At 63.9% G+C, this 21,681-nt stretch carries 31 protein-coding genes and 1 tRNA gene; 28 read left to right on the top strand and 4 right to left on the bottom strand.

The annotated features are described in order from the left end of the window. Positions 1 to 7: 7 nt before the first annotated feature. Entirely contained in the window at positions 8 to 379 is a 372-nt protein-coding gene (locus EYS42_RS12175; RefSeq protein ID WP_130968427.1) for a YraN family protein, read from the bottom strand. On the opposite strand from EYS42_RS12175, the gene rsmI reads away from it, so the two are divergent. The 24 genes from rsmI to EYS42_RS12055 all read left to right on the top strand — a co-directional run bounded on the left by rsmI (position 378) and on the right by EYS42_RS12055 (position 16,499). Next, the gene (rsmI, locus tag EYS42_RS12170) at positions 378 to 1,304 is read left to right on the top strand and encodes a 16S rRNA (cytidine(1402)-2'-O)-methyltransferase (protein ID WP_130968426.1); all 927 of its coding nucleotides are present in this window, start codon (positions 378 to 380) and stop codon (positions 1,302 to 1,304) included. The two genes, EYS42_RS12175 and rsmI, sit on opposite strands and share 2 nt — an antisense overlap. A gap of 288 nt (positions 1,305 to 1,592) precedes the next feature. Further along, positions 1,593 to 2,510, top strand: a complete 918-nt coding sequence (locus EYS42_RS12165) for an esterase/lipase family protein (RefSeq protein WP_130968425.1) — start codon at positions 1,593 to 1,595, stop codon at positions 2,508 to 2,510. Between the two features lie 222 nt (positions 2,511 to 2,732). Further along, positions 2,733 to 3,668 carry a lipase secretion chaperone gene (locus EYS42_RS12160; RefSeq protein ID WP_165456757.1) on the top strand — a complete coding sequence of 312 codons (936 nt, stop codon included), beginning with the start codon at positions 2,733 to 2,735 and terminating at the stop codon, positions 3,666 to 3,668. An 81-nt stretch (positions 3,669 to 3,749) separates the two neighbouring features. Next, a complete protein-coding gene (gene tldD, locus EYS42_RS12155; protein WP_130968423.1) occupies positions 3,750 to 5,210 on the top strand; it encodes a metalloprotease TldD in 1,461 nt (486 codons plus the stop codon). A 361-nt stretch (positions 5,211 to 5,571) separates the two neighbouring features. Next, positions 5,572 to 5,940, top strand: coding sequence for a 50S ribosomal protein L14 (gene rplN, locus EYS42_RS12150; protein WP_130968422.1), 369 nt, complete (start codon positions 5,572 to 5,574; stop codon positions 5,938 to 5,940). 29 nt (positions 5,941 to 5,969) lie between these two features. Beyond that, positions 5,970 to 6,287 carry a 50S ribosomal protein L24 gene (gene rplX / locus EYS42_RS12145; RefSeq protein WP_130968421.1) on the top strand — a complete coding sequence of 106 codons (318 nt, stop codon included), beginning with the start codon at positions 5,970 to 5,972 and terminating at the stop codon, positions 6,285 to 6,287. An 11-nt stretch (positions 6,288 to 6,298) separates the two neighbouring features. Continuing rightward, positions 6,299 to 6,850, top strand: coding sequence for a 50S ribosomal protein L5 (gene rplE / locus EYS42_RS12140; protein ID WP_130968420.1), 552 nt, complete (start codon positions 6,299 to 6,301; stop codon positions 6,848 to 6,850). 8 nt (positions 6,851 to 6,858) lie between these two features. Continuing rightward, complete coding sequence (gene rpsN / locus EYS42_RS12135) at positions 6,859 to 7,164, top strand: 30S ribosomal protein S14 (RefSeq protein WP_130968419.1); 306 nt, start codon at positions 6,859 to 6,861, stop codon at positions 7,162 to 7,164. Between the two features lie 29 nt (positions 7,165 to 7,193). Further along, positions 7,194 to 7,589, top strand: a complete 396-nt coding sequence (rpsH, locus tag EYS42_RS12130) for a 30S ribosomal protein S8 (protein ID WP_130968418.1) — start codon at positions 7,194 to 7,196, stop codon at positions 7,587 to 7,589. A gap of 13 nt (positions 7,590 to 7,602) precedes the next feature. Continuing rightward, on the top strand, positions 7,603 to 8,136 hold the full coding sequence (gene rplF / locus EYS42_RS12125; protein ID WP_130968417.1) for a 50S ribosomal protein L6: 534 nt from the start codon (positions 7,603 to 7,605) through the stop codon (positions 8,134 to 8,136). Positions 8,137 to 8,147: 11 nt separating this feature from the next. Continuing rightward, on the top strand, positions 8,148 to 8,516 hold the full coding sequence (rplR, locus tag EYS42_RS12120) for a 50S ribosomal protein L18 (RefSeq protein WP_130968416.1): 369 nt from the start codon (positions 8,148 to 8,150) through the stop codon (positions 8,514 to 8,516). A gap of 26 nt (positions 8,517 to 8,542) precedes the next feature. Next, positions 8,543 to 9,061 carry a 30S ribosomal protein S5 gene (rpsE, locus tag EYS42_RS12115; protein ID WP_130968415.1) on the top strand — a complete coding sequence of 173 codons (519 nt, stop codon included), beginning with the start codon at positions 8,543 to 8,545 and terminating at the stop codon, positions 9,059 to 9,061. Positions 9,062 to 9,078: 17 nt separating this feature from the next. Then, the gene (gene rpmD, locus EYS42_RS12110; protein ID WP_130968414.1) at positions 9,079 to 9,261 is read left to right on the top strand and encodes a 50S ribosomal protein L30; all 183 of its coding nucleotides are present in this window, start codon (positions 9,079 to 9,081) and stop codon (positions 9,259 to 9,261) included. Between the two features lie 25 nt (positions 9,262 to 9,286). Next, complete coding sequence (gene rplO, locus EYS42_RS12105) at positions 9,287 to 9,721, top strand: 50S ribosomal protein L15 (RefSeq protein WP_130968413.1); 435 nt, start codon at positions 9,287 to 9,289, stop codon at positions 9,719 to 9,721. 35 nt (positions 9,722 to 9,756) lie between these two features. Continuing rightward, positions 9,757 to 11,064 carry a preprotein translocase subunit SecY gene (gene secY / locus EYS42_RS12100; RefSeq protein ID WP_130968412.1) on the top strand — a complete coding sequence of 436 codons (1,308 nt, stop codon included), beginning with the start codon at positions 9,757 to 9,759 and terminating at the stop codon, positions 11,062 to 11,064. Positions 11,065 to 11,187: 123 nt separating this feature from the next. Beyond that, positions 11,188 to 11,301, top strand: coding sequence for a 50S ribosomal protein L36 (rpmJ, locus tag EYS42_RS12095; protein ID WP_035036301.1), 114 nt, complete (start codon positions 11,188 to 11,190; stop codon positions 11,299 to 11,301). A 42-nt stretch (positions 11,302 to 11,343) separates the two neighbouring features. Beyond that, on the top strand, positions 11,344 to 11,706 hold the full coding sequence (rpsM, locus tag EYS42_RS12090; RefSeq protein ID WP_130968411.1) for a 30S ribosomal protein S13: 363 nt from the start codon (positions 11,344 to 11,346) through the stop codon (positions 11,704 to 11,706). Between the two features lie 70 nt (positions 11,707 to 11,776). Then, entirely contained in the window at positions 11,777 to 12,181 is a 405-nt protein-coding gene (rpsK, locus tag EYS42_RS12085) for a 30S ribosomal protein S11 (RefSeq protein ID WP_130968410.1), read from the top strand. Between the two features lie 335 nt (positions 12,182 to 12,516). Next, a complete protein-coding gene (gene rpsD, locus EYS42_RS12080) occupies positions 12,517 to 13,140 on the top strand; it encodes a 30S ribosomal protein S4 (RefSeq protein WP_130968409.1) in 624 nt (207 codons plus the stop codon). Between the two features lie 142 nt (positions 13,141 to 13,282). Further along, the gene (locus EYS42_RS12075; protein WP_130968408.1) at positions 13,283 to 14,269 is read left to right on the top strand and encodes a DNA-directed RNA polymerase subunit alpha; all 987 of its coding nucleotides are present in this window, start codon (positions 13,283 to 13,285) and stop codon (positions 14,267 to 14,269) included. A gap of 153 nt (positions 14,270 to 14,422) precedes the next feature. Next, entirely contained in the window at positions 14,423 to 14,812 is a 390-nt protein-coding gene (gene rplQ, locus EYS42_RS12070; RefSeq protein ID WP_130968407.1) for a 50S ribosomal protein L17, read from the top strand. Positions 14,813 to 14,991: 179 nt separating this feature from the next. Further along, positions 14,992 to 15,068 (top strand) — tRNA-Met (locus EYS42_RS12065). A 292-nt stretch (positions 15,069 to 15,360) separates the two neighbouring features. Further along, on the top strand, positions 15,361 to 16,287 hold the full coding sequence (locus tag EYS42_RS12060) for a branched-chain amino acid transaminase (RefSeq protein WP_130968406.1): 927 nt from the start codon (positions 15,361 to 15,363) through the stop codon (positions 16,285 to 16,287). 5 nt (positions 16,288 to 16,292) lie between these two features. Further along, on the top strand, positions 16,293 to 16,499 hold the full coding sequence (locus tag EYS42_RS12055) for a zinc-finger domain-containing protein (protein WP_130968405.1): 207 nt from the start codon (positions 16,293 to 16,295) through the stop codon (positions 16,497 to 16,499). A 116-nt stretch (positions 16,500 to 16,615) separates the two neighbouring features. On the opposite strand, the gene EYS42_RS12050 is transcribed toward EYS42_RS12055, so the two are convergent. The 3 genes from EYS42_RS12050 to EYS42_RS12040 form a co-directional block, all read right to left on the bottom strand. Then, positions 16,616 to 17,164, bottom strand: coding sequence for a DUF3455 domain-containing protein (locus EYS42_RS12050; RefSeq protein ID WP_130968404.1), 549 nt, complete (start codon positions 17,162 to 17,164; stop codon positions 16,616 to 16,618). A 109-nt stretch (positions 17,165 to 17,273) separates the two neighbouring features. Beyond that, the gene (locus tag EYS42_RS12045; RefSeq protein ID WP_130968403.1) at positions 17,274 to 17,978 is read right to left on the bottom strand and encodes an anti-sigma factor; all 705 of its coding nucleotides are present in this window, start codon (positions 17,976 to 17,978) and stop codon (positions 17,274 to 17,276) included. 1 nt (position 17,979) lies between these two features. Beyond that, complete coding sequence (locus tag EYS42_RS12040) at positions 17,980 to 18,579, bottom strand: sigma-70 family RNA polymerase sigma factor (protein ID WP_130968402.1); 600 nt, start codon at positions 18,577 to 18,579, stop codon at positions 17,980 to 17,982. A gap of 105 nt (positions 18,580 to 18,684) precedes the next feature. Between EYS42_RS12040 and purU the strand changes: the two genes are divergently transcribed. From purU to EYS42_RS12020, 4 genes are read left to right on the top strand one after another with little or no spacing between them, the layout of a single operon-like run. Further along, complete coding sequence (gene purU, locus EYS42_RS12035) at positions 18,685 to 19,569, top strand: formyltetrahydrofolate deformylase (RefSeq protein WP_130968401.1); 885 nt, start codon at positions 18,685 to 18,687, stop codon at positions 19,567 to 19,569. A 15-nt stretch (positions 19,570 to 19,584) separates the two neighbouring features. Then, positions 19,585 to 20,040, top strand: a complete 456-nt coding sequence (locus EYS42_RS12030; protein ID WP_245503622.1) for a YybH family protein — start codon at positions 19,585 to 19,587, stop codon at positions 20,038 to 20,040. A 19-nt stretch (positions 20,041 to 20,059) separates the two neighbouring features. Further along, a complete protein-coding gene (locus tag EYS42_RS12025; RefSeq protein WP_130968400.1) occupies positions 20,060 to 21,100 on the top strand; it encodes a YheT family hydrolase in 1,041 nt (346 codons plus the stop codon). Continuing rightward, positions 21,093 to 21,638, top strand: a complete 546-nt coding sequence (locus EYS42_RS12020) for a DUF2946 family protein (protein WP_130968399.1) — start codon at positions 21,093 to 21,095, stop codon at positions 21,636 to 21,638. The genes EYS42_RS12025 and EYS42_RS12020 overlap by 8 nt, the downstream gene beginning before the upstream one ends. Positions 21,639 to 21,681 lie beyond the last annotated feature (43 nt).

Genomic DNA, 21,681 nt, shown 5'->3' with positions numbered 1-21,681 from the left:
TGATAAGTCAGCTGCCTGCGTCAAAGGCGGCTGGCAACCATTCGATGCATTCGCCATCGATGGCCACCACGTCAAAACGGCAGGGCGGAAGGCGGTTCAGCTGCATCAGATAATGCTTTGCGCCGCGGATGCAGCGCTGCTGCTTGCCTCGGCCCACGGTGGCTGCGGCGCCGCCATGCGAGCGGTCGGTGCGCTTGCGCACCTCCACGAACACCAGGGTGCCGTCGGTATCGCGCATGATCAGGTCCACCTCGGCCCCGCGCGCCGAAGGCCCGCGCGCCACCCGATAATTGCGCTCGACCAGGCTCAGCCCCTGTGCCTGCAGATGGGCCAGGGCCTGATCTTCCCCTTCATCTCCCCTGGATTTCGTCGTCACCATGGACGCCACCTTGCTCCTTGACACGGCCCGTGCGGCCGCCGCTGCCCAGCAGTATCCCGCAGGTGCGCTCTATGTCGTGGGCACCCCCATCGGCAACCTGGCCGACATCAGCCTGCGGGCCATCCATGTGCTCGAACTGGTCGACGTGGTGGCCTGCGAAGACACCCGCATGACCCAGCGCCTGCTGCAACACCTGGGGCTGAGCAAGAAGCTCATGGCCGTGCACGAGCACAACGAGAACCAGGCTGCCGAACAGGTGGTTCAGGCCTTGCAGGCCGGGCAGCGCGTGGCCTATGTGTCCGATGCGGGCACGCCTGCGGTGTCCGATCCGGGCGCGCGACTCGTGCATGCGGTGCAGGCCGCAGGCCTTCGCACCCTGCCCATCCCGGGTGCCAGCGCGGTCGTTTCCTTGTTGTCGGTGGCGGGCGACACCGCTGCGCAGGGGTTTGCTTTCGTGGGTTTTTTGCCGCCCAAGGCCCAGGCCCGCCTGGCCGCACTCAAGGCCTTGCAGGGCAGTGCGCAGGCCCTGGTGTTTTTCGAATCGCCCCACCGCGTGGAAGAGCTCGCCCGTGACCTGGCCGCGGTCGATCCCGAGCGCACCCTCACCGTCGGGCGCGAACTCACCAAGCAGTTCGAAGACGTGGTGCGCATGCCGGCCGCCCAGTGGCCCGCCTGGCTCAAGGAAGGGCAGCACGCCCGTGGCGAATTCGCCGTGGTCTGGCACGCCCGCCCCCCCGAGGCCCGGGACGACGATGCCGCGCTGCCTGCCCCGGTGCTGGCCTGCATCTCGGCCCTGGCCGCCCATCACCCGGTCAAAGAAGCGGCCCGCCTGGTGGCCGAACTCACCGGCTTGCCCAGCAAGCAGCTTTACCAGGCAGCGCTGGCCTCTCGGCAGCGGGGCGATGACGCCACAGACCCAGCGTAAACCCCATCATCTGATGGATGAATTCGTCAGAATAATGGGCGTTGCACTTGTTTCCGACGGTTCGAAGTGCAGGCGTCCGAGCCCTCAGGGGCCGGCAGCGCCTCCGTCATAGAGAGCATGTTGACAGGCCGGCTTCGTGCCGGCCTTTTTTTCACCGACGATGTCGATGAATCATTCAACGTGTCGGGTTCTCCCGCATCGGGGAAATGCCGATCACATCGCCTTGCGCAACTGACATACTGAAACATCAGTTACGCAAACAAGCAGATGCTTGATCAGGAGACCCTCATGAACTCGTCCGCTATCCGTCGTGTGGCCACCGCCGTGGCCGTGGCCGCAGCCGCTGTGGCCATCACCCCCGTCGCTCACGCTGGCACCGCCGCCAAGACCAAGTACCCCATCGTGCTGGTGCATGGCTTCATCGGTTTTGACAGCATCCTGGGCGTGGTGAACTATTTCTACCAGATCCCCGGCGCGCTCGAAAAGGAGGGTGCCAAGGTCTACATCGCTTCGGTCAATCCGTCGCAGACCACCGAGTTCCGCGGTGAAGAGCTCAACAAGCAGCTCGACCAGTGGAAGGCCAAAGACGGTGTGGTCAAGTTCAACCTGATCGGTCACAGCCATGGCGGTCCCACCGTGCGCTACTCGGCGGCCACCCGTGGCGACATCGCTTCGGTCTCGACCATGTCGGGCACCCATTACGGCTCCAAAGTGGCCGACAAGATCCTTGCCAACATGACCCCAGATGGCGGCTTCGACAAGGCGGCCACCGGGGGCCTGAAGCTGATTGCCTGGCTGACTGGCAACAAGACCTCCTCTGAGGCTGACCTCAAGACAGCGCTGAATGCTTTGAGCAGCTCGGGTGCCGCCGCCTTCAACGCCAAGTTCCCCAACGGCCAGAACGTCGAGAAGGCCGCCAACGGCCAGTTCTTCTATTCGTACGCAGGCAACAAGGTCAAGACCAGCAACGGCGGCGACATCTCTGATTCGCTGCTCGCCATCACCGCCGATTATTACGAAGGTGCTGCCAACGACGGCCTGGTGTCGCCGGCCGAAGCCAAGTGGGGCAAGCAGATCAACATGGCCCTGCCCTGGAACCACCTGGACGAAATCAACCAGGTGCTGGGCTCCATCGGCACCTGGGCACCCGACCCCAAGTCCTACTACGTCAGCATGGTCAACCGCCTGAAGTGGAAGGGCCTGTGAGCCCAGGCTGAGCCTGTGGGCACGGTAGGGCGGCTGTGTCGCCCCCTCGGCGCCAGGGGCCGAAACCCTGGGTGAAGCGGCCGGTGCCTTGGGTGCCGGCCGTTTGTTTTCCTCTGCACCACCATGGCCAGACCGCGCCGGAGGGGGTAAGCTCGCGTCCGTGCCTCACGGCACCCCTCCCGACAAATGAGAGACAGGCAACCGCAGCACAGGAAGTATGCGATGCAGACACAGACGAAATGGTTGGTGGGGCTGGCCGCAGCGCTGACGGTGGGCGCGGGCAGCTGGTTCATGACACATCGCCAGGCGGCGCCTCACGCCGAGGGCGAGGCAATCTCCGACAGCGGCGTCAACACGTGGCAGAGCGGCGGCAATGGTGGCTCGCTGTTTGCCTCCGACGATGAGCCGCCGGCCCGTACCGCCGATCAGATCCGCCACCGCCTGTTCAAGGAAGGCTCCTTTGCGGGTACCGAGCCGTCCGGTGAATGGTGTGTGGCCATGGACCAGAAGTTGCGCCCCTGCGAAGGGCTGCGCAGCCGTTTCGAGTACTACATCCTGGGCATCGGTGAAGTCACCATCCAGGAGATCCGCCTGCTGATCGAAGACGAAGCCCGCCGCACCCATGGCGAAAAGCTGGCCGGCGAGATCATGCTCATCTTCGACCGCTACTGGAAGGTGCGCACCTACGAGTGGCGCAACAAGTTCATCCAGAGCGACCGCAGCACCTGGATGCCGGTCTTTGAAGAACAGAAAGCCGTGCGTCGCCAGATCCTGGGGGCCGACTGGGCGCAGGCCTTCTTCGCTGACGACGAATCGCACTTCCAGGCCTATTACCAGCAACTTGAGTCTGGCAAGGCGCCGCCACCGCACCCCGGCGAGCCCGTGCCCCAGATGGAGCCTGGCAAGGATCCGGAGGCCGTGCGCGCCGAGCGCGTGGCCCGTTATGGCGAAGAAGCGGCCACCCGCCTCGATGCTGTGGACGCCCAGTGGGCCGACTGGGAGCGCCGACTGGCCGCGGCCCGCAACGAATGGGACCGCCTCCAGGGCCTGAGCAACCTGTCCGAGCCGCAGAAAAAAGACGAGATGGACCGCTATGTCCGCAGCAATTTCCAGGACAAGGACCAGATCCGCGTGCGGGCCCTGCTGAAGCTGCCATGATGTTCCCGGGGTGACACACGCCCCGCGCACCGCTGGTGGCCCCGAGCCCCGCGCGGCCCATCTTGTTTCTACAATGTGCCCATGATCGCCGTCGACGCCACCCTCGCCCGCCTCCAGACCGCCCGTGACCTGCTGCTCGCGCCCTACGGGCTCGACGAGGTCCACCTGCTCAAGGCCCTGAAGGTCATCACCGAGCACCGCGTCGACGACGCCGACATCTACTTCCAGTTCACGCGCTCCGAGGGCTGGAGCCTGGAAGAAGGCATCGTCAAGTCGGGCAGCTTCAGCATCGACCAGGGTGTCGGCGTGCGCGCCATCGCTGGCGAGAAAACCGCCTTCGCCTACTCTGACGACATCTCCGAGGCTGCACTGCTCGACGCGGCCCGCACCGTGCGCACCATCGCCTCGGCGGGCCAGAGCCGCAAGGTCAAGGTCGGCGGCACCCGGGTGGCCCCGTCGCGCAGCCTCTACCCGTCGCTCGACCCCATCGCCACCCTCGACAGCGCCGCCAAGGTGGCCTTGCTCGAAAAAGCCGAAGGCATGGCCCGCGCCAAAGACCCGCGCGTCGTGCAGGTCATGGCCGGCCTGGGCATGGAATACGACGTGGTGCTGGTGGCCCGTGCCGACGGCACCCTGGCCGCTGATGTGCGTCCCCTGGTGCGCCTGTCCATCTCGGTCATCGCCGAAGAGGGTGGTCGCCGCGAAGTGGGCTCATCGGGTGGTGGTGGTCGCTACGGGCTGGCCTACTTCACCGACGACCTCATCCAGCAGTACGTGGACCAGGCCGTGCACGCCGCCACCGTCAACCTGGCCGCGCAGGCCGCGCCGGCAGGCGAGATGACCGTGGTGCTGGGCAACGGCTGGCCCGGCATCCTGCTGCACGAGGCCGTGGGCCATGGCCTGGAAGGCGACTTCAACCGCAAAGGCTCCAGCGTGTTTTCCGGCCGCATCGGCCAGCGCGTGGCGGCCAAAGGCGTCACCGTGCTCGACGACGGCACCCTGACCGACCGCCGCGGCTCGCTCAATGTCGACGACGAAGGCTGCGCCAGCCAGCGCACCGTGCTGATCGAAGACGGCATCCTGCGCGGCTACATCCAGGACGCCACCAATGCGCGCCTGATGAAAATGGCGCCCACCGGCAACGGTCGCCGCGAAAGCTACGCCCACCTGCCCATGCCCCGCATGACCAACACCTACATGCTGGCGGGTGACAAGGATCCTGGCGAAATCGTCGCTTCCATCGACCGCGGCCTGTACGCCGTCAACTTCGGTGGCGGCCAGGTCGACATCACCAGCGGCAAGTTCGTGTTCTCGGCCTCCGAGGCCTACTGGGTCGAAAACGGCAAGATCCAGTACCCGGTCAAGGGCGCCACCCTGATCGGTAACGGCCCCGACGCCCTCACCCGCGTCAGCATGATCGGCAACGACATGAAGCTCGACAGCGGCGTGGGCACCTGCGGCAAAGACGGGCAGAGCGTGCCGGTCGGCGTGGGGCAGCCCACCTTGCGCATCGACGGCCTGACCGTCGGCGGCACGGCCTGAGCGGCAGCCTCGCGCGCAATGACGCTGCACCGCGCACCCCTCAAGCCGGGGGTGCGGGCGCCAAATGGCGGTCAAAAGGTGCACATGCTTGACGCCAAAGGAAAACCTCTGGCACAATGCAAGGCTTCGCTGAGTAAAGGCTATTTTGTCGGCCTGTCCCTCAGTCAAGGCGGATTGAAGCTGGCGCACACCGGTTTCGATCATGTCGGGCTGCTGCGGAGGGTGTCACTGACAAAACAGGCTGTTTAGTCAGATCCGCCCGTTCCACGGGCCCAAGACTGTCCGGTCGTCGTCGTGTAACTGGTCTGCAAAAGGGTTTTGCAGGGGTTGCGCAACCGACGGGTTCAAGTTGGGGTACAACATGATCCAAATGCAATCGCGACTCGATGTCGCAGACAACACTGGCGCCAAGAGCGTCATGTGCATCAAGGTGCTCGGTGGCTCCAAGCGCCGCTATGCAGGCATCGGTGACATCATCAAGGTGTCCATCAAGGAAGCCGCTCCGCGTGGCCGCGTCAAAAAAGGCGAGGTCTACAGCGCTGTGGTCGTCCGCACCGCCAAGGGCGTGCGTCGTCAAGACGGCTCTCTCATCAAGTTTGACGGCAACGCCGCCGTGCTGCTGAACACCAAGCTGGAGCCGATCGGCACCCGCATCTTCGGCCCCGTGACGCGTGAACTGCGTACCGAGCGCTTCATGAAGATCGTGTCCCTGGCGCCTGAAGTTCTGTAAGCACCCGCTGGCATAGCAAAGGACAGCCCATGAACAAACTGCGTAAAGGCGACCAGGTCATCGTGTTGACCGGTCGCGACAAAGGCAAGCGCGGCACCATCGCTGCTCGCGTCGATGCCGACCATCTGCTGGTCGAAGGTGTGAACGTTGCCAAGAAGCACGTTCGCCCCAACCCCCTGAAGGGCACGACCGGCGGCATCGTCGACAAGACCATGCCGATCCACCAGTCCAACGTCGCCATCTTCAATGGCGCCACGGGCAAGGCTGATCGCGTGGGTATCAAGCTCCTGGAAGACGGCAAGAAAGTGCGCGTCTACAAGTCCAGCGGCGAAGAAATCAAGGCTTGATGAGGGACAAGATGACTCAACAAACCGCTCGTCTGCAAGACTTCTACCGCACCAAGGTCGTTCCTGATCTGATGGCCAAGTTTGGCTACAAGTCGATCATGGAAGTGCCCCGTCTGACCAAGATCACCCTGAACATGGGTGTCTCGGAAGCCGTGAACGACAAGAAGGTCATGGAACACGCCGTTGGCGACCTGACCAAGATCGCTGGCCAGAAGCCTGTCGTGACCAAGTCGCGCAAGGCCATCGCTGGTTTCAAGATCCGCGAAAACATGCCCATCGGCTGCATGGTCACCCTGCGTGGTGCCCGCATGTACGAATTCCTGGACCGCTTCGTGACCGTGTCGCTGCCCCGCGTCCGTGACTTCCGTGGCATCTCGGGTCGTTCGTTCGACGGCCGCGGCAACTACAACGTCGGTGTCAAGGAACAGATCATTTTCCCGGAAATCGAGTACGACAAGATCGACGCGATCCGTGGTCTGAACATCAGCATCACGACGTCTGCCAAGACCGACGAAGAAGCCAAGGCTCTGCTGGCTGCCTTCAAATTCCCGTTCAAGAACTGAGGTGGAACGTGGCTAAAGTTTCCCTGAAGCAACGCGAAGAAAAGCGCGAAAAGCTGGTCGCCAAGTACGCCAAGAAGTACGCCGAACTCAAGGCCGTCATCGATGACACCTCGAAGTCGGAAGAAGAGCGTTACGCCGCCCGCCTGGAGCTGCAAAAGCTGCCTCGCAACGCCAACCCCACCCGCCTGCGCAACCGTTGCCATCTGACTGGCCGCCCCCGTGGCACCTTCCGTCAGTTCGGCCTGGGCCGCATGAAGATCCGCGAACTGGCTTTTGCCGGTGACATCCCCGGTGTCACCAAGGCCAGCTGGTAAGTCGGCCTGGAACGAACAGGAGTTATCCCATGAGCATGAGTGATCCCATCGCCGACATGCTGACGCGCATTCGCAACGCACAAATGGTCTCGAAGGCCAGCGTTGCACTGCCCTCGTCCAAGCTGAAAGTCGCGATCGCCCAAGTCCTGAAGGACGAAGGCTACATTGACGGTTTTGCCGTCTCCGGCGAGGCTACCAAGCCCACCCTGGAAATTGCCCTCAAGTATTACGCCGGTCGCCCCGTGATCGAGCGCATCGAACGTGTGTCCAAGCCTGGTCTGCGCGTTTACAAGGGCTGCCAGGACATCCCCAAGGTCATGAATGGCCTGGGTGTTGCCATCGTCACCACCCCCAAGGGCGTGATGACCGACCGCAAGGCTCGCGCTGCCGGCATCGGTGGCGAAGTGCTCTGCTACGTCGCCTGATAGGAGCATCGACATGTCCCGCGTAGGAAAGATGCCGATCGCCGTCCCCCAAGGTGTGGACGTGCAGGTCACTGCTGAACAAATCACCGTCAAGGGTGCCCTGGGCACCATGACCCGCCCTCAATCGCCCCTGGCTTCCGTGGCCAAGGACGGCAACGAGCTGAAGGTGGCCCCGGCCAACGACAGCGCCGAAGCCAACGCGATGTCCGGTACCGTGCGCGCCCTGGTGGCCAACATGGTCAACGGCGTGAGCAAGGGTTTCGAGAAGAAGCTGACCCTGGTCGGCGTGGGCTTCCGTGCCCAGGCCCAAGGTCAGAAGCTGAATCTGTCGATCGGCTTCTCGCACCCCGTGGTCAAGGACATGCCCGCAGGCATCAAGGTCGAGACCCCGTCTCAGACCGAGATCCTGATCAAGGGTGTTGACCGTCAAGTGGTGGGTCAGATCGCCGCCGAAGTGCGTGCCTTCCGTCCGCCCGAGCCTTACAAGGGCAAGGGCATCCGCTATTCCGACGAGCGCGTGGTCTTGAAAGAGACCAAGAAGAAGTAAGGAGCTGAACCATGTCCATCAACAAGAAGGAACAGCGCCTGCGTCGCTCGCGTCAAACGCGCGCTCGCATTGCTTTGCAAGGCGCCGTTCGTCTGACGGTTATCCGTACCAACCTGCACATCTACGCCCAAGTCACCACCGGCGACGGCTCGAAGGTCCTGGCAGCTGCCTCGACCGCCGAGAAGGAAGTCCGCGAACAGCTGGGCGCCGCTGGCAAGGGTGGCAACGTCAACGCTGCCACGCTGATCGGCAAGCGCATCGCCGAGAAGGCCAAGGCCGTTGGCGTCGAGAAGGTTGCTTTCGACCGCTCGGGCTGCGCCTACCACGGCCGCATCAAGGCCTTGGCTGAAGCCGCGCGTGAAGCCGGCCTGCAGTTCTAAGCCGCTGGCACTGGAAGGAATCACAAATGGCAAAGTTTCAACCCAAGGTGGCTGACGAAGGTCGCGACGACGGTCTGCGCGAAAAGATGATCCAGGTGAACCGCGTGACCAAAGTGGTCAAGGGCGGTCGGATCATGGGTTTCGCAGCCCTGACCGTGGTCGGCGATGGCGATGGTCGCATCGGCATGGGCAAGGGCAAGGCGCGTGAAGTGCCTCTGGCCGTGTCCAAGGCCATGGACGAAGCCCGTCGCAACATGCTGAAGGTTTCGCTGAAGAACGGTACCGTCTACCACAACGTGGTGGGCGAGCACGGCGCCTCGCGCGTTCTGATCGCTCCGGCACCTGCCGGTACCGGCATCATTGCTGGCGGCCCGATGCGTGCCGTGTTCGAGGTGATGGGTGTGACGGACGTGGTGGCCAAGGCCATCGGTTCGACCAACCCCTACAACCTGGTTCGCGCCACCTTCGACGCTCTGCGCAAGTCGACCACTCCGTCCGAAATCGCCTCCAAGCGTGGCAAGTCGGTCGAAGAGCTCTTCAACTGAGCCGGGGAGTACTGAACATGAGCGAGAAGAAGACTCTCACCGTTAAGCTGGTTCGCAGCCCCATCGGCACCCGTGCCGACCACCGCGCCACCGTGCGTGGTCTGGGCCTGCGTCGCATGCACAGCACCTCGACCCTCGAAGACACGCCCGCAGTGCGCGGCATGATCAACAAGGTTCGCTACATGGTCGAGGTGGTGTAAACCACTTCCGACTCTGGGGAATACCATGCAACTCAATTCCATCAAGCCCGCATCGGGTTCGAAGCACGCCAAGCGCCGCGTCGGCCGTGGCATTGGCTCGGGCCTGGGCAAGACCGCTGGTCGCGGTCACAAGGGTCAGAAGTCGCGTTCGGGCGGCTACCACAAGGTCGGCTTCGAAGGCGGTCAAATGCCTCTGCAACGCCGTCTGCCCAAGCGCGGTTTCAAGTCGATGACCCTGAAGTACAACGCCGAGGTCACCCTGGGCGAACTGCAGGCGCTGGGCGCTGCCGAAGTGGACCTGATCGTCCTGAAGCAGGCTGGCCTGGTGCCTCAACTGGCCAAGGTCGTGAAGGTGATCAAGTCGGGCGAACTGACGTCCAAGGTCACCCTCAAGGGCGTTGGTGCCACCGCTGGCGCCAAGGCTGCGATCGAAGCTGCTGGCGGTTCTCTGGCTGAATAAGCCTCAGGCTGCGAACACGAGCGCGAACAGGACTCATGGCAACGTCTCCCACTCAACTGGCACAGAGCGGCAAGTTTGGCGACCTGCAACGTCGTCTGATCTTTCTGCTGCTGGCGCTGGTCGTCTACCGCATCGGGGCCCACATCCCCGTTCCTGGCATCGACCCCGCACAGCTTCAACAGCTGTTCAAGGGCCAGTCGGGCGGCATCCTGAGCCTGTTCAACATGTTCTCGGGCGGTGCGCTGTCGCGCTTCACCGTCTTCGCGCTGGGCATCATGCCCTACATCTCGGCGTCCATCATCATGCAGATGATGGGCTACGTGGTGCCTCACCTCGAGGCGCTGAAGAAGGAAGGCGAGGCTGGCCGTCGCAAGATCACGCAGTACACGCGTTTCGGCACCGTGGGTCTGGCCCTGTTCCAGTCCTTCGGCATCGCAGTGGCACTGCAGGGCACACCTGGCCTGGTCATCAACCCCGGGTTCGGCTTCCAGCTGACCACCGTGGTGTCGCTGACCGCTGGCACGATGTTCCTGATGTGGCTGGGTGAGCAGATCACCGAGCGTGGCCTGGGCAACGGCATCTCGATCCTGATCTTTGCAGGCATTGCCGCTGGCTTGCCCAGCGCGATCGGTGGTCTGTTCGAGCTGATTCGCACCGGTGCCATGAGCATCCCTGCTGCGCTGTTCATCATCGCAGTGGTGGTGGCCGTGACCTACGGCGTGGTGTTCGTCGAGCGGGGCCAACGCAAGATCCTGGTCAATTACGCCAAGCGTCAGGTCGGCAACAAGGTCTATGGTGGCCAGTCGTCGCACCTGCCCCTGAAGGTCAACATGGCCGGCGTGATTCCCCCGATCTTCGCCTCTTCGATCATCCTGCTGCCGACCACGGCCGTGGGCTGGTTCGCCACGGGCGAGAGCATGCGGTGGCTCAAGGATCTGGCCTCGGCCCTGTCGCCGGGTCAACCGATCTACGTGCTGCTGTACGCTGCTGCCATCGTGTTCTTCTGCTTCTTCTACACGGCCCTGGTGTTCAACAGCCGTGAGACCGCAGACAACCTGAAGAAGAGTGGTGCGTTCATTCCTGGCATTCGCCCGGGTGACAACACCGCCAAGTACATCGACAAGATCCTCGCGCGTCTGACTCTGGCTGGCGCGGCTTACATCACCCTGGTGTGCCTGCTGCCCGAGTTCCTGGTGTTGAAGTACAACGTTCCGTTCTACTTCGGTGGTACGTCGCTGCTGATCATCGTGGTCGTCACGATGGACTTCTGGGCCCAGGTCCAGTCCTACGTGATGTCCCAGCAGTACGAGTCGCTGCTCAAGAAGGCCAACTTCAAGAGCTGACTCCAGGCGCGAAAGAATTGACCCGTGCTCGCATCGTGTTCCGGGCGACGTGAGCGAACAGCAGACCCGACCCGGTAACGCTATGTGAATTCTGCCGAGCAATCGGCGGTTCAGGAGAAGACCATGAAAGTTTCGGCATCCGTCAAGAAGATGTGCCGCAATTGCAAAATCATCCGTCGCAAGGGCGTGGTGCGTGTGATCTGCACCGACCCCCGCCACAAGCAGCGCCAGGGCTGATGCCCGGCACGCGGCGACACATCACGGTATCAGAGGACAGCTATGGCACGTATTGCTGGCATCAACATCCCTCCGCACAAGCACACTGAAATTGGCTTGACGCACATCTATGGCATTGGTCGCACCACTGCCCAGCAGATCTGCAATGCGGCTGGCATCCCTTTCAACAAGAAGATCAAGGAACTGACCGACGCCGACCTGGAGAAGCTCCGGGACGAAGTGGGCAAGCTCACCATCGAAGGTGACCTGCGTCGCGAACTGTCCATGAACATCAAGCGTCTGATGGACATCGGCTGCTACCGCGGTTTCCGTCATCGCCGTGGCCTGCCCTGCCGTGGCCAGCGCACCCGCACGAACGCCCGCACCCGCAAGGGCCCGCGCAAGGCGATCGCCGGCAAGAAGTGATCTTCTTCGGCTTCCTGTAAGATACAGCCCCCTCCCTGATTGATGGGGGCCCGTCGAGAGAGTAATTTTTATGGCCAAAGCACCTGCCAACAACGCGGCTCGCCGCGTGAGCAAGAAGGTCCGCAAGAACATTGCAGACGGCATTGCCCACGTGCACGCCTCGTTCAACAACACGATCATCACCATCACCGACCGTCAAGGCAACGCCCTGTCGTGGGCTTCGTCGGGTGGTCAGGGCTTCAAGGGCTCGCGCAAGTCGACCCCGTTCGCTGCCCAGGTGGCTGCTGAAGTGGCCGGTCGCGCCGCGCAAGAACAAGGCATCAAGAACCTGGACGTCGAGATCAAGGGCCCCGGTCCTGGTCGCGAGTCGTCGGTGCGCGCCCTGGCTTCGCTGGGCATCCGCATCAACTCGATTTCTGACGTCACGCCCGTTCCTCACAACGGCTGCCGTCCTCAGAAGCGTCGCCGCATCTGATGTCTGGCGGGCCTCGCGCCCGTCTGTGGATTCTCTCGGTGGCCCGCGCAGGGTGTGCGTCCTGCGAAGGCCTCTAAGTGAAGCCCGACATATTGTCTGCCCGAAGACTTGACAAGAACCTTGTGTTCTCGTCGGGTTTTTGTGCTTGTCAATTCCTGTGGTTATAATCACAGGTTATCCCGCACAAAGCACTGCCTGCCGCTGGACAAATCAGTGGCTGCGTCGCTTGTGCACTTCCAAGACCACCGTCTAGGGCTTCACAAGACGGCCCAGACTCGCGTCGAGCAGCGCAGCGCAGGCTGCCCTTGACGTCAGATTTTTTCGAGGACACCCACGTGGCACGTTATCTCGGTCCCAAGGCCAAATTGGCCCGCCGTGAAGGCACCGACCTTTTCCTGAAGAGCGCCCGTCGCCCCATCAGCGACAAGGCCAAGTTCGATTCGAAGCCCGGTCAACACGGCCGCACTTCCGGCTCGCGCACCTCTGACTTCGGTCTGCAACTGCGCGAAAAGCAAAAGGTCAAGCGCATGTACGGCGTGCTGGAGAAGCAATTCCGCCGCTACTTCGCTGAAGCCGAGCGCCGCAAGGGCTCGACCGGCGTGAACCTGCTGACGCTGCTGGAAAGCCGTCTGGACAACGTCGTGTACCGCATGGGCTTCGGCTCGACCCGCGCTGAAGCTCGCCAGCTGGTGGGCCACAAGGGCGTGACCGTGAACGGTCAAGTGGTCAACATCCCGTCGTACCTGGTCAAGTCGGGTGACGTGGTGGCCGTGCGTGAAAAGGCCAAGAAGCAAGTTCGCGTGCAAGAAGCTTTCAAGCTGGCCGAGTCCATCGGTCTGCCCGGCTGGGTGCAAGTGGACGGCGCCAAGCTGGAAGGCGTGTTCAAGAAGTCGCCTGACCGCGACGAGTTCGGTTCCGACATCAACGAATCGCTGATCGTCGAACTGTATTCGCGCTGATCTTTCTCAGGGCCTGGAGGTGGCTGACGAAGCGTCGGCATCTCGGGCCCTGTTGCCGTTTTTCAAAAGAGTACCGGCTCAAGCCGGTTGGTCCATCAGCCTTATCGGTGTAACGAGCCGAGGGTATTGACAGGAAGGCCTCATGCAAACCACGTTGCTGAAACCCAAAGCCATCCAGGTGGAGCCGCTCGGCGGCCACCGTGCACGCGTCACGCTGGAGCCGTTCGAGCGCGGCTACGGCCACACGCTCGGTAACGCGCTGCGCCGCGTGCTGCTGTCGTCGATGGTGGGTTTTGCTCCGACCGAAGTCACCATCGCTGGTGTTCTGCACGAGTACTCGACGCTGGACGGTGTCCAGGAAGACGTCGTGCACATCATGCTGAACCTCAAGGGCGTGGTCTTCCGTCTGCACAACCGCGACGAAGTCACCCTGGTGCTGCGCAAGGACGGCGAAGGCCCCGTCACCGCCGCCGACATCCAGACGCCTCATGACGTCGAGATCGTGAACCCTGGCCATGTCATTTGCCACCTGTCGCAAGGCGGCAAGCTGGACATGCAGATCAAGGTCGAAAAGGGCCGCGGCTATGTGCCGGGCAACCTGCGTCGTTACGGCGAAGAGACCAAGGCCATCGGCCGCATCGTGCTGGACGCTTCGTTCTCGCCGGTCAAGCGCGTGAGCTACACGGTCGAAAGCGCCCGTGTGGAACAACGCACCGACCTGGACAAGCTGGTCATGGAAATCGAAACCAACGGCGCCATCTCGCCCGAGGAAGCGATCCGCGCATCGGCCAAGATCCTGGTCGAGCAGCTGGCTGTGTTCGCGCAGCTGGAAGGTGACCCGATCGGCGGCATGTTCGACGCCCCCAAGGCTTCGGCGGCCACATTCGACCCCATCCTGCTGCGCCCGGTCGACGAGCTCGAGCTCACCGTCCGTTCGGCCAACTGCCTCAAGGCAGAGAACATCTATTACATCGGCGACCTCATCCAGCGCACCGAGACCGAGCTGCTCAAGACCCCGAACCTGGGTCGCAAGTCGCTCAACGAAATCAAGGAAGTGCTGGCTTCCCGTGGTCTGGCCCTGGGCTCGCGCCTGGAAGCCTGGCCGCCCCAAGGTCTGGACAAGCGCTGATCGCCTGATCGCGCAGGTTTCGACCTCGCTGAAAGATCCGGCCCTGAGTGCTTCGGCACGAAAGGGTCATAACCCGAGGGTGGGCATGAGCCCACCCGGTGCACCCGGCAGTACCTTCATCCGGCTGTCGGTGAATAAAGAAAGGAAAGCACCATGCGTCACGGAAACGGCCTTCGCAAGCTGAACCGCACTTCGTCTCACCGCGCTGCCATGTTCCGCAACATGGCCAACTCGCTGATCGAGCACGAAGCCATCAAGACCACCGTCCCCAAGGCCAAGGAACTGCGCCGCATCGTCGAGCCGCTGATCACCCTGGCCAAGGAAGACACCGTTGCCAACAAGCGTCTGGCCTTCAACCGCCTGCGCGATCGCGACAACGTCCTGAAGCTGTTCAATGTGCTGGGCCCCCGCTTCGCTAAGCGTCCTGGTGGCTACACCCGCATCCTGAAGATGGGCTTCCGCGTGGGCGACAACGCCCCCATGGCCTACATGGAGCTGGTCGAGCGCACCGAAGAAGCCGCTGCACCTGCTGCTGCCGAGTGATCCGGCAGGGGCCTCGACGGGGGCTCCTTGCTGATTCCGGTCCTCGAAACCCACCAGGCTTTGCCTTGGTGGGTTTTTTCTTGTGCGAGTGGCTGACCGCTGCTCTGATCTTTTTGAGCGCGCGTGCCATCAATACTTGCCCCGGCAGTCATTTTCGTGCCATAATCTAAGTCTTCCATCGCGGGGTGGAGCAGTCTGGTAGCTCGTCGGGCTCATAACCCGAAGGTCGTTGGTTCAAATCCAGCCCCCGCAACCAAAGCAATTCGCAGCACTTGCTGCGAACATCCAAGCCACTCATCGAGTGGCTTTTTTGTTGGTCCTGCTGGTCGTGGCCAGGGCTGGGGGGGCTTGCGCCAACCATGCAAAGCCGATCTTCGCCGCGCCGGTGGCTTGCCTGTGGCGGCAGGGCGGCGCCACGGTGGCTCCCTCTGGGGCGGGGTGTGGTCGTGGGGTGTGCTGACGGTACAATCATCGGTTTCGTACAAGTGAGCAACGTGCACCGGCCCGCGTGAACCTGCGGCGCGAGGTGTCACCCGAAAGGATTCCCCATGTCGATGGACGATCGCGACGGCAAGATCTGGATGGACGGCCAACTGGTGGAGTGGCGTGACGCCAAGGTCCACGTGCTGACCCACACGCTGCACTATGGTTGCGGCGCCTTCGAGGGCGTGCGCGCCTACAACACCGCCAAGGGCCCGGCCATTTTCCGCCTGCGCGAGCACACCGAGCGTCTGTTCAACAGCGCCAAGATCCTGCGCATGCCGATGCCGTTCACCATCGAGCAGATCGAGCAGGCCCAGATCGAGGTGGTCAAGGCCAACAACCTGGAAAGCGGCTACATCCGCCCCCTGGTGTGGCTGGGTTCTGAAAAGCTGGGCGTGAGCCCCAAGGGTGCCAAGGTGCACCTGATGGTGGCCGCCTGGACCTGGGGCGCCTACCTGGGCGAAGAGGGCATGAAGCGCGGCATCCGCGTCAAGACCTCGAGCTACACCCGTCACCACGTGAACATCACGATGACGCAGGCCAAGGCGGTGAGCAACTACACCAACTCGATCCTGGCCAACATGGAAGCCACGGACGATGGCTACGACGAAGCCATGCTGCTGGACAGCGCCGGTTTCGTGTCGGAAGGTGCGGGTGAGAACCTGTTCATCATCAAGAACGGCATGATCTACACGCCGGACCTGTCGGCCGGTGCTCTGAACGGCATCACCCGCAACACCATTTTCGCGATCGCCAAGGACCTGGGCCTGGAGATCAAGGAAAAGCGCATCACCCGCGACGAGGTCTACATCGCCGACGAGGCCTTCTTCACCGGCACCGCCGCCGAAGTGACCCCGATCCGCGAACTCGACCGCATCCAGATCGGCATTGGCTCGCGTGGCCCGATCACCGAGAAGATCCAGTCGGCCTTCTTTGACATCGTGAACGGTCGCAATCCCAAGTACGCCCATTGGCTGACCCAGGTGGAGTGATCCCCATGAGCAACACCAGCACCCAACCCGTGGAAGTGACCGCTGCCGACGTGCAAGGCGAAGGCGTGGTGTTCTGCCCGAACCCCAAGATGCCGCTGTGGAGCAACCACCCGCGCGTGTTCATCAACCTGTCGAAGTCGGGTGAAGGCAAGTGCCCCTACTGTGGCACGGTGTACAAGCTGAAAGACGGCGAGCACCTTCACCATCATTGATGGCGCGGTGCCGGGCTGCCTGTGCGGCGGCCGGAAGAACAAAAGCCCGCAGGCTCAGGCCTGGCGGGCTTTTTTCATGGGCAGCTGATGGGGGCGCTGTCATGCGCCCCGGTGCATCAGTAGCCGCTGCTGGCCTTGTAGAACACGTAGTCGGCCTGGTACTTCACGACCTGCTTCTGGCCCGCCTGGGCGGCGCCGCAGGGCAGTGCGGGGGCCACGCCACCCTTGGTGTTCAGGCGCTGCACGTAGGTCACGTTGCTGAGGGCGCCATTGCCCGATGACGGGTCGGCCTTGACCAGTTGCAGCGGAATGGCACCCGCTTCACCCGGGGCCACGGCCACTTGCTTGCCGGTGAACTTCGAGCCGTCGTTGTATTCCCAGGTGGGGCCTGCGTAGTACTTGCCCACGGCCTTGCCGCCTTCGTTCAGCGCGGCCACGGGCGCCACGAAAGCCCAGGCGAACTGGTCAGGCGCGTCCTTCTTGGTGCGGCACTCGTAGGTGATCTCGCCACCGCTGGTGACGGTGTAGCCGCTCTGCTTGTGGCCGGCAGGCGCGCGAACGGCCTCGGGCAATGCAGCGTTGTCGACCTTGGGCGACATGGCGCAACCGCCGAGGGTGGCGGCGACAGCGATCAGGCTCAGGGCGGCGTGGGTCTTGAAGGACATGAAAGGCTCCGTGTTCATCAGGTTGAAGTTCACGGACCCAATCGGCCCGCGATGCCGATGGTTACGGAAGCGGCGCTGCTTTGGATGCAGCGCCGTGTGCGAAATCAGGTCAGGTGCGGAACTTTCCCACGGAAATGACCGGGCCGGTGGGGGCGCCAGTGGGCGAACCGCCTGGGGGCTCCACGCTGATGGCAAAGCCGTCGTTGCCTTGCAGCAAGGCCTTGCGCAGCACGGTGGTGCTGTCCTGGGCCGAGACCAGGCCCAACGAGCGCGGTGCGCCGCCACCGCTGGGCAAGGCCCACAACTCCAGCGCCTGCTGGGCCGTGATGCTGGCGCCTGCGATGGGCTTGAGCACCAGGCTCTGGCCGTCTCCGCTGATGCTGGCCACAAACTGCGCTGCAGCGCCTGTGGAGGCCTTCTGCAGCGCCGGGTCGGTGCTTTGCAGCACGACCACGATGGGCGGCTGGCTGGGGGTGGGTTGCTGCAGCAGCACGCCCAGGCTGATGGCGGCCACCGTGGCGACGGTGGCCAGGCCTTGCCACAGCGCCAGGCGTTGCCACCAGGGCCGCAGGGGCTCGGCGGCGGCAGGGAACAGGCGTTGCTGGATGCGCTGCCACACCACCGGGCGCGGGTTGACCGGGGGGATGTCAGCCGCCAGCACGTGCAGACGCTGTTCCCAGTGCTGAACCTGATGCCTCAGGCCAGGATGGGCGGGCAACAGGGCTTCGAAACGGCGGCGAGCCGGGCCGCGCAGGGTGCCGAGCACGTACTCGGCGGCCAGGCGTTCGGCCAGAAGGGGGCGGCTGTAGTCCATGTCAGTTCAGAGCCTCGGCGGCTCTCTCCAGGCAGGTCTTGAGGCTCTGCATGCCGCGTCGCACCCAGCTTTTGACGGTGCCCAGGGGCTGCCCCATCTGGTCGGCCACTTCGCTGTGCGACAGGCCCTGGTAGTAAGCCAGGGCCAGGCTGCCGCGCTGATCGGCCGAGAGCTGATCCATGCAGCGCTCGAGTGATCGGGCCCGGGTGGCCGCTTCCAGTTGTTCCAGGGGGCCGGGGCTGTCGTCGGCCATGCGTTCCAGCAGGTCATGCTCGTCCTCATCGTCGGAGCCACGGGCGATGCTGGAGACGGTGTCCGGACTGGACGCCTTCCGCCGCAGGCTGTCGATCGCGCGGTTGCGGGCAATGCTCACCAGCCAGGTGGTGGGATTGGCCAGCGCCGCGTTGTAGCTCTGCGCAGCTCGCCAGACGTTGATGTACACCTCCTGGAGGACATCTTCGGCCTGGGCTCGGTCATGTTGGATACGCAGGATCACGCCCAGCAGATGCGAGCTGGATGCGCGATAAAGCGTGTCGAATGCCACGCGATCTCCCAGGGCCACTCGCCCGAGCAGGGCGGCCAAGTCAGCGGTTTGCCTCATTCGACCTCGTTGTGAAGGTGGGTGCGTTTCGAGGAACGGACTTCCGCATTGTGCAGGACTTGTGCCCCGCAGCAAACGTGGCGCGCCTTCTACAATGTGGCGATCATGAAAAGCACACGCGATTTCGTTCTCACCCTGTCGTGCCCCGATGCCAAGGGCATCGTGCATGCCGTCTCGGGCTTGCTGTACCAGGCCGGTTGCAACATCGTCGATTCGCAGCAGTTCGGTGACCTGGGCTGCGAAGACAGCACGGGGCTGTTCTTCATGCGCGTGCACTTTCATGCACCCGAACACCTGGCCGATGTGGCCACGCTGGAGAAGCTGTTCAGCCATGTGCGCGAGCAGTTCCAGATGCAGGCCATGATCCACAGCCTGGTGCGCAAGCCCCGTGTGCTGGTGATGGTGAGCAAGCATGGCCATTGCCTGAACGACCTGTTGTTCCGCTGGCGATCCGGCTGGCTGGACATCGAGATCCCGGCCATCGTTTCGAACCACCCCGATTACGCCGAGCTGGCGGCCAGCTATGGCATCCCGTTCCACCACTTGCCCCTGCCCACGGGCGCTTCGGCCGAGGTCAAGCGCGAGCAGGAGCAGCAGGTGGAAAGCCTGGTGATCCAGCACGGCATCGACCTGGTGGTGCTGGCGCGCTACATGCAGATCCTGAGCACCGAGTTCTGCCAGTTCCTCAAAGGCCGCGCGATCAACATCCACCACAGCTTCCTGCCCAGCTTCAAGGGCGCGCGCCCCTACTATCAGGCGCACGACCGTGGCGTGAAGCTGATCGGGGCCACCGCGCACTACGTGACGGCCGACCTGGATGAAGGCCCGATCATCGAGCAGGATGTGGAGCGCGTGGACCACACACTGAGCCCCGAAGACTTCACGGCTGTGGGTCGCGATGTGGAGTGCCTGGTGCTGGCGCGTGCCGTGAAGTGGCACACCGAGCACCGGGTGCTGATGAACGGCCACAAGACGGTGGTCTTCCGCTGATCTCTGGAGTAGCCCATGGCTGATGCCCGCACCCGCAGCGCCCAGGCGGCCTTGATGGCCACGGCCGAAGAGACCGAGCAGGCCTTCTATGAAGCCCTGCAGCAGGGCGATGTGGAGCGGCTGATGTCGCTCTGGGCCGAGGACGAGGAGGTGGCCTGCGTGCACCCCAATGGGCCCCGCCTGGTGGGGCCGGGCGCGATCCGGGCCGGCTTCGAGACGGTGCTGTCCAACGGCGGCATGGCCATCACGCCCGTGAGCACCCGCCGCATGGAGACGGCCACCTGCGCCGTGCACCACGTGCTGGAGAAGGTGCAGGCCATCACCAGCGAAGGCCTGCAGACGGCCTATGTGCTGGCCACCAATGTGTTCGTGCGGTCGGAGCTGGGCTGGCGCATGGTGGCCCACCATGCCAGCCCGGGCCAGGCCGACCAGATGCTGGAGATGGTCGAGGCCGGGCCGGTGCTGCATTGAGGGTGCGCTGAGCATGGCCATGGACCACTGGCAGCCGCCCTGGTGGCTGCACGCGCCAGGCGCCCTGGGCGGCAACCTGCAGACCATCTGGCCCGCGCGAGCCGCGCGCCACTGGAAGGCCGACAGCCGCCCCCTGACCGGCCGCCGCGTGCGGGTGGACACGCCCGATGGCGACTTCATTGATTTCGACTGGCTGGTCGAGCCCCTGGCGCCCACCTCGCCCGTGCTGGTGGTGTTCCACGGGCTGGAGGGCTCGTCGGCCAGCCATTACGCGCAGGCCTTTGCCCATTGGGCCCGCGAGCAGCACTGGGGCTGTGTGGTGCCGCACTTTCGGGGCTGCTCGGGTGAACTGAACCGGCTGCCTCGGGCGTACCACAGCGGCGATTTCGCCGAAATCGACTGGATGCTGGGGCAGGTTCAGCAGGCTCACCCGGAGGGCCCGCGCGTGGCCGTGGGCATCTCGCTGGGTGGCAATGCCTTGCTGCGCTGGGCGCAGGAGATGGGCCATGCAGCCCGCCAGAAGGTGCTGGCTGTGGCTGCGGTGTGCTCGCCCCTGGACCTGGCCGCGGCAGGGCATGCCATCGGGCGGGGTTTCAACCGGCTGGTGTACACGCGCATGTTCCTGTCGACCATGAAGCCCAAGATGCTGCACAAGCTGCAGCGCTTCCCCGGCTTCATCGACGAGCAGGCCTTGCGTGCAGCCGCTGACCTGTACGCCTACGACAACGTCGTGACGGCACCTCTGCATGGCTTTGCCAACACCGAAGACTACTGGGCGCGCTGCTCGGCAGGCCCCAGACTCCAGGGGCTGGTGGGTGTGCCGGCCCTGGCCTTGAACGCCCAGAACGACCCTTTCGTGCCTGCGGGTAGCCTGCCTCGGGCCGATCAGGTGAGCGGCTGGGTGACGCTCTGGCGTCCGCGCCATGGTGGGCATGTGGGTTTTCCGGGCGGGCGATGGCCGGGCCATGTGCGGCCCATGCCCGAAGCGGTGGGCCGTTGGCTGGCCCAGCACGTGCCGCGCGCCACCGCGCCAACCGAACAAGGACAACGCCATGGATGACATCGTCAAGGCCGCCATCAAGAAGTGGCCCAATGTGCCGCACTGCCACGGCTGGCTGGGCCTGGACGCGCGGGGTGACTGGTACCTGCGCGACGAGCCCACGCAGCGCTCCGGGCCCTTTCCGCAGGCCAAAGGAAGCCGTGTGACGCACGGCAAGCTCAAGGACTTCATTGCCCGCAACTACGAGCACGATGCGCAGGGCCAATGGTTCTTTCAGAACGGCCCCCAGCGCGTGTACGTGTGGCTGGAGGCGGCCCCCTGGGTGATCGGCGTGATGGCCGATGCCGCCGTGCCGGGGGGCTGGCGTCTGGAAACGCACACGGGCATGCCGGTGGCGCAGGTGCAGGCCACCTACCTGGACGAAGACGGGCGCCTGTACCTGCAGACCGAGCATGGCCTGGGTGTCGTGCGCTCGCAGGACATGGTGGCGGCGGCCGAGGCCATGGAGTCCCTGGGCTGGGCACCCGAAGAGGTGCAGGGCCGCGACTTGGTGCAGCGCCACGGGGTGGTGCTGAACCCACAACCGGCTGCCGCCTGAGTTCGGCGGGCCATGAAAAAGCCGACCTCGACGGGTCGGCTTT

The sequence above is a fragment of the Aquabacterium lacunae genome (genome assembly GCF_004310865.1).
Taxonomy (GTDB): domain Bacteria; phylum Pseudomonadota; class Gammaproteobacteria; order Burkholderiales; family Burkholderiaceae_C; genus Aquabacterium; species Aquabacterium lacunae.
This window is presented reverse-complemented; position numbering and strand designations above follow the sequence as displayed.

What these genes read in the sequence shown, in the direction of transcription:
- rplX (WP_130968421.1), top strand. Translation starts at nt 5,970, where the DNA reads ATGAACAAACTGCGTAAAGGCGACCAGGTCATCGTGTTGACCGGTCGC.
- tldD (WP_130968423.1), top strand. Translation starts at nt 3,750, where the DNA reads ATGATCGCCGTCGACGCCACCCTCGCCCGCCTCCAGACCGCCCGTGAC.
- rplE (WP_130968420.1), top strand. Translation starts at nt 6,299, where the DNA reads ATGACTCAACAAACCGCTCGTCTGCAAGACTTCTACCGCACCAAGGTC.
- EYS42_RS12075 (WP_130968408.1), top strand. Translation starts at nt 13,283, where the DNA reads ATGCAAACCACGTTGCTGAAACCCAAAGCCATCCAGGTGGAGCCGCTC.
- rplF (WP_130968417.1), top strand. Translation starts at nt 7,603, where the DNA reads ATGTCCCGCGTAGGAAAGATGCCGATCGCCGTCCCCCAAGGTGTGGAC.
- EYS42_RS12165 (WP_130968425.1), top strand. Translation starts at nt 1,593, where the DNA reads ATGAACTCGTCCGCTATCCGTCGTGTGGCCACCGCCGTGGCCGTGGCC.
- rplN (WP_130968422.1), top strand. Translation starts at nt 5,572, where the DNA reads ATGATCCAAATGCAATCGCGACTCGATGTCGCAGACAACACTGGCGCC.
- EYS42_RS12160 (WP_165456757.1), top strand. Translation starts at nt 2,733, where the DNA reads ATGCAGACACAGACGAAATGGTTGGTGGGGCTGGCCGCAGCGCTGACG.
- rplR (WP_130968416.1), top strand. Translation starts at nt 8,148, where the DNA reads ATGTCCATCAACAAGAAGGAACAGCGCCTGCGTCGCTCGCGTCAAACG.
- rsmI (WP_130968426.1), top strand. Translation starts at nt 378, where the DNA reads ATGGACGCCACCTTGCTCCTTGACACGGCCCGTGCGGCCGCCGCTGCC.
- rplO (WP_130968413.1), top strand. Translation starts at nt 9,287, where the DNA reads ATGCAACTCAATTCCATCAAGCCCGCATCGGGTTCGAAGCACGCCAAG.
- secY (WP_130968412.1), top strand. Translation starts at nt 9,757, where the DNA reads ATGGCAACGTCTCCCACTCAACTGGCACAGAGCGGCAAGTTTGGCGAC.
- EYS42_RS12030 (WP_245503622.1), top strand. Translation starts at nt 19,585, where the DNA reads ATGGCTGATGCCCGCACCCGCAGCGCCCAGGCGGCCTTGATGGCCACG.
- rpsH (WP_130968418.1), top strand. Translation starts at nt 7,194, where the DNA reads ATGAGCATGAGTGATCCCATCGCCGACATGCTGACGCGCATTCGCAAC.
- EYS42_RS12055 (WP_130968405.1), top strand. Translation starts at nt 16,293, where the DNA reads ATGAGCAACACCAGCACCCAACCCGTGGAAGTGACCGCTGCCGACGTG.
- purU (WP_130968401.1), top strand. Translation starts at nt 18,685, where the DNA reads ATGAAAAGCACACGCGATTTCGTTCTCACCCTGTCGTGCCCCGATGCC.
- EYS42_RS12060 (WP_130968406.1), top strand. Translation starts at nt 15,361, where the DNA reads ATGTCGATGGACGATCGCGACGGCAAGATCTGGATGGACGGCCAACTG.
- EYS42_RS12050 (WP_130968404.1), bottom strand. Translation starts at nt 17,164, where the DNA reads ATGTCCTTCAAGACCCACGCCGCCCTGAGCCTGATCGCTGTCGCCGCC.
- rpsE (WP_130968415.1), top strand. Translation starts at nt 8,543, where the DNA reads ATGGCAAAGTTTCAACCCAAGGTGGCTGACGAAGGTCGCGACGACGGT.
- rpsK (WP_130968410.1), top strand. Translation starts at nt 11,777, where the DNA reads ATGGCCAAAGCACCTGCCAACAACGCGGCTCGCCGCGTGAGCAAGAAG.
- EYS42_RS12175 (WP_130968427.1), bottom strand. Translation starts at nt 379, where the DNA reads ATGGTGACGACGAAATCCAGGGGAGATGAAGGGGAAGATCAGGCCCTG.
- rplQ (WP_130968407.1), top strand. Translation starts at nt 14,423, where the DNA reads ATGCGTCACGGAAACGGCCTTCGCAAGCTGAACCGCACTTCGTCTCAC.
- rpsM (WP_130968411.1), top strand. Translation starts at nt 11,344, where the DNA reads ATGGCACGTATTGCTGGCATCAACATCCCTCCGCACAAGCACACTGAA.
- EYS42_RS12025 (WP_130968400.1), top strand. Translation starts at nt 20,060, where the DNA reads ATGGACCACTGGCAGCCGCCCTGGTGGCTGCACGCGCCAGGCGCCCTG.
- EYS42_RS12040 (WP_130968402.1), bottom strand. Translation starts at nt 18,579, where the DNA reads ATGAGGCAAACCGCTGACTTGGCCGCCCTGCTCGGGCGAGTGGCCCTG.
- EYS42_RS12045 (WP_130968403.1), bottom strand. Translation starts at nt 17,978, where the DNA reads ATGGACTACAGCCGCCCCCTTCTGGCCGAACGCCTGGCCGCCGAGTAC.
- rpmJ (WP_035036301.1), top strand. Translation starts at nt 11,188, where the DNA reads ATGAAAGTTTCGGCATCCGTCAAGAAGATGTGCCGCAATTGCAAAATC.
- EYS42_RS12020 (WP_130968399.1), top strand. Translation starts at nt 21,093, where the DNA reads ATGGATGACATCGTCAAGGCCGCCATCAAGAAGTGGCCCAATGTGCCG.
- rpmD (WP_130968414.1), top strand. Translation starts at nt 9,079, where the DNA reads ATGAGCGAGAAGAAGACTCTCACCGTTAAGCTGGTTCGCAGCCCCATC.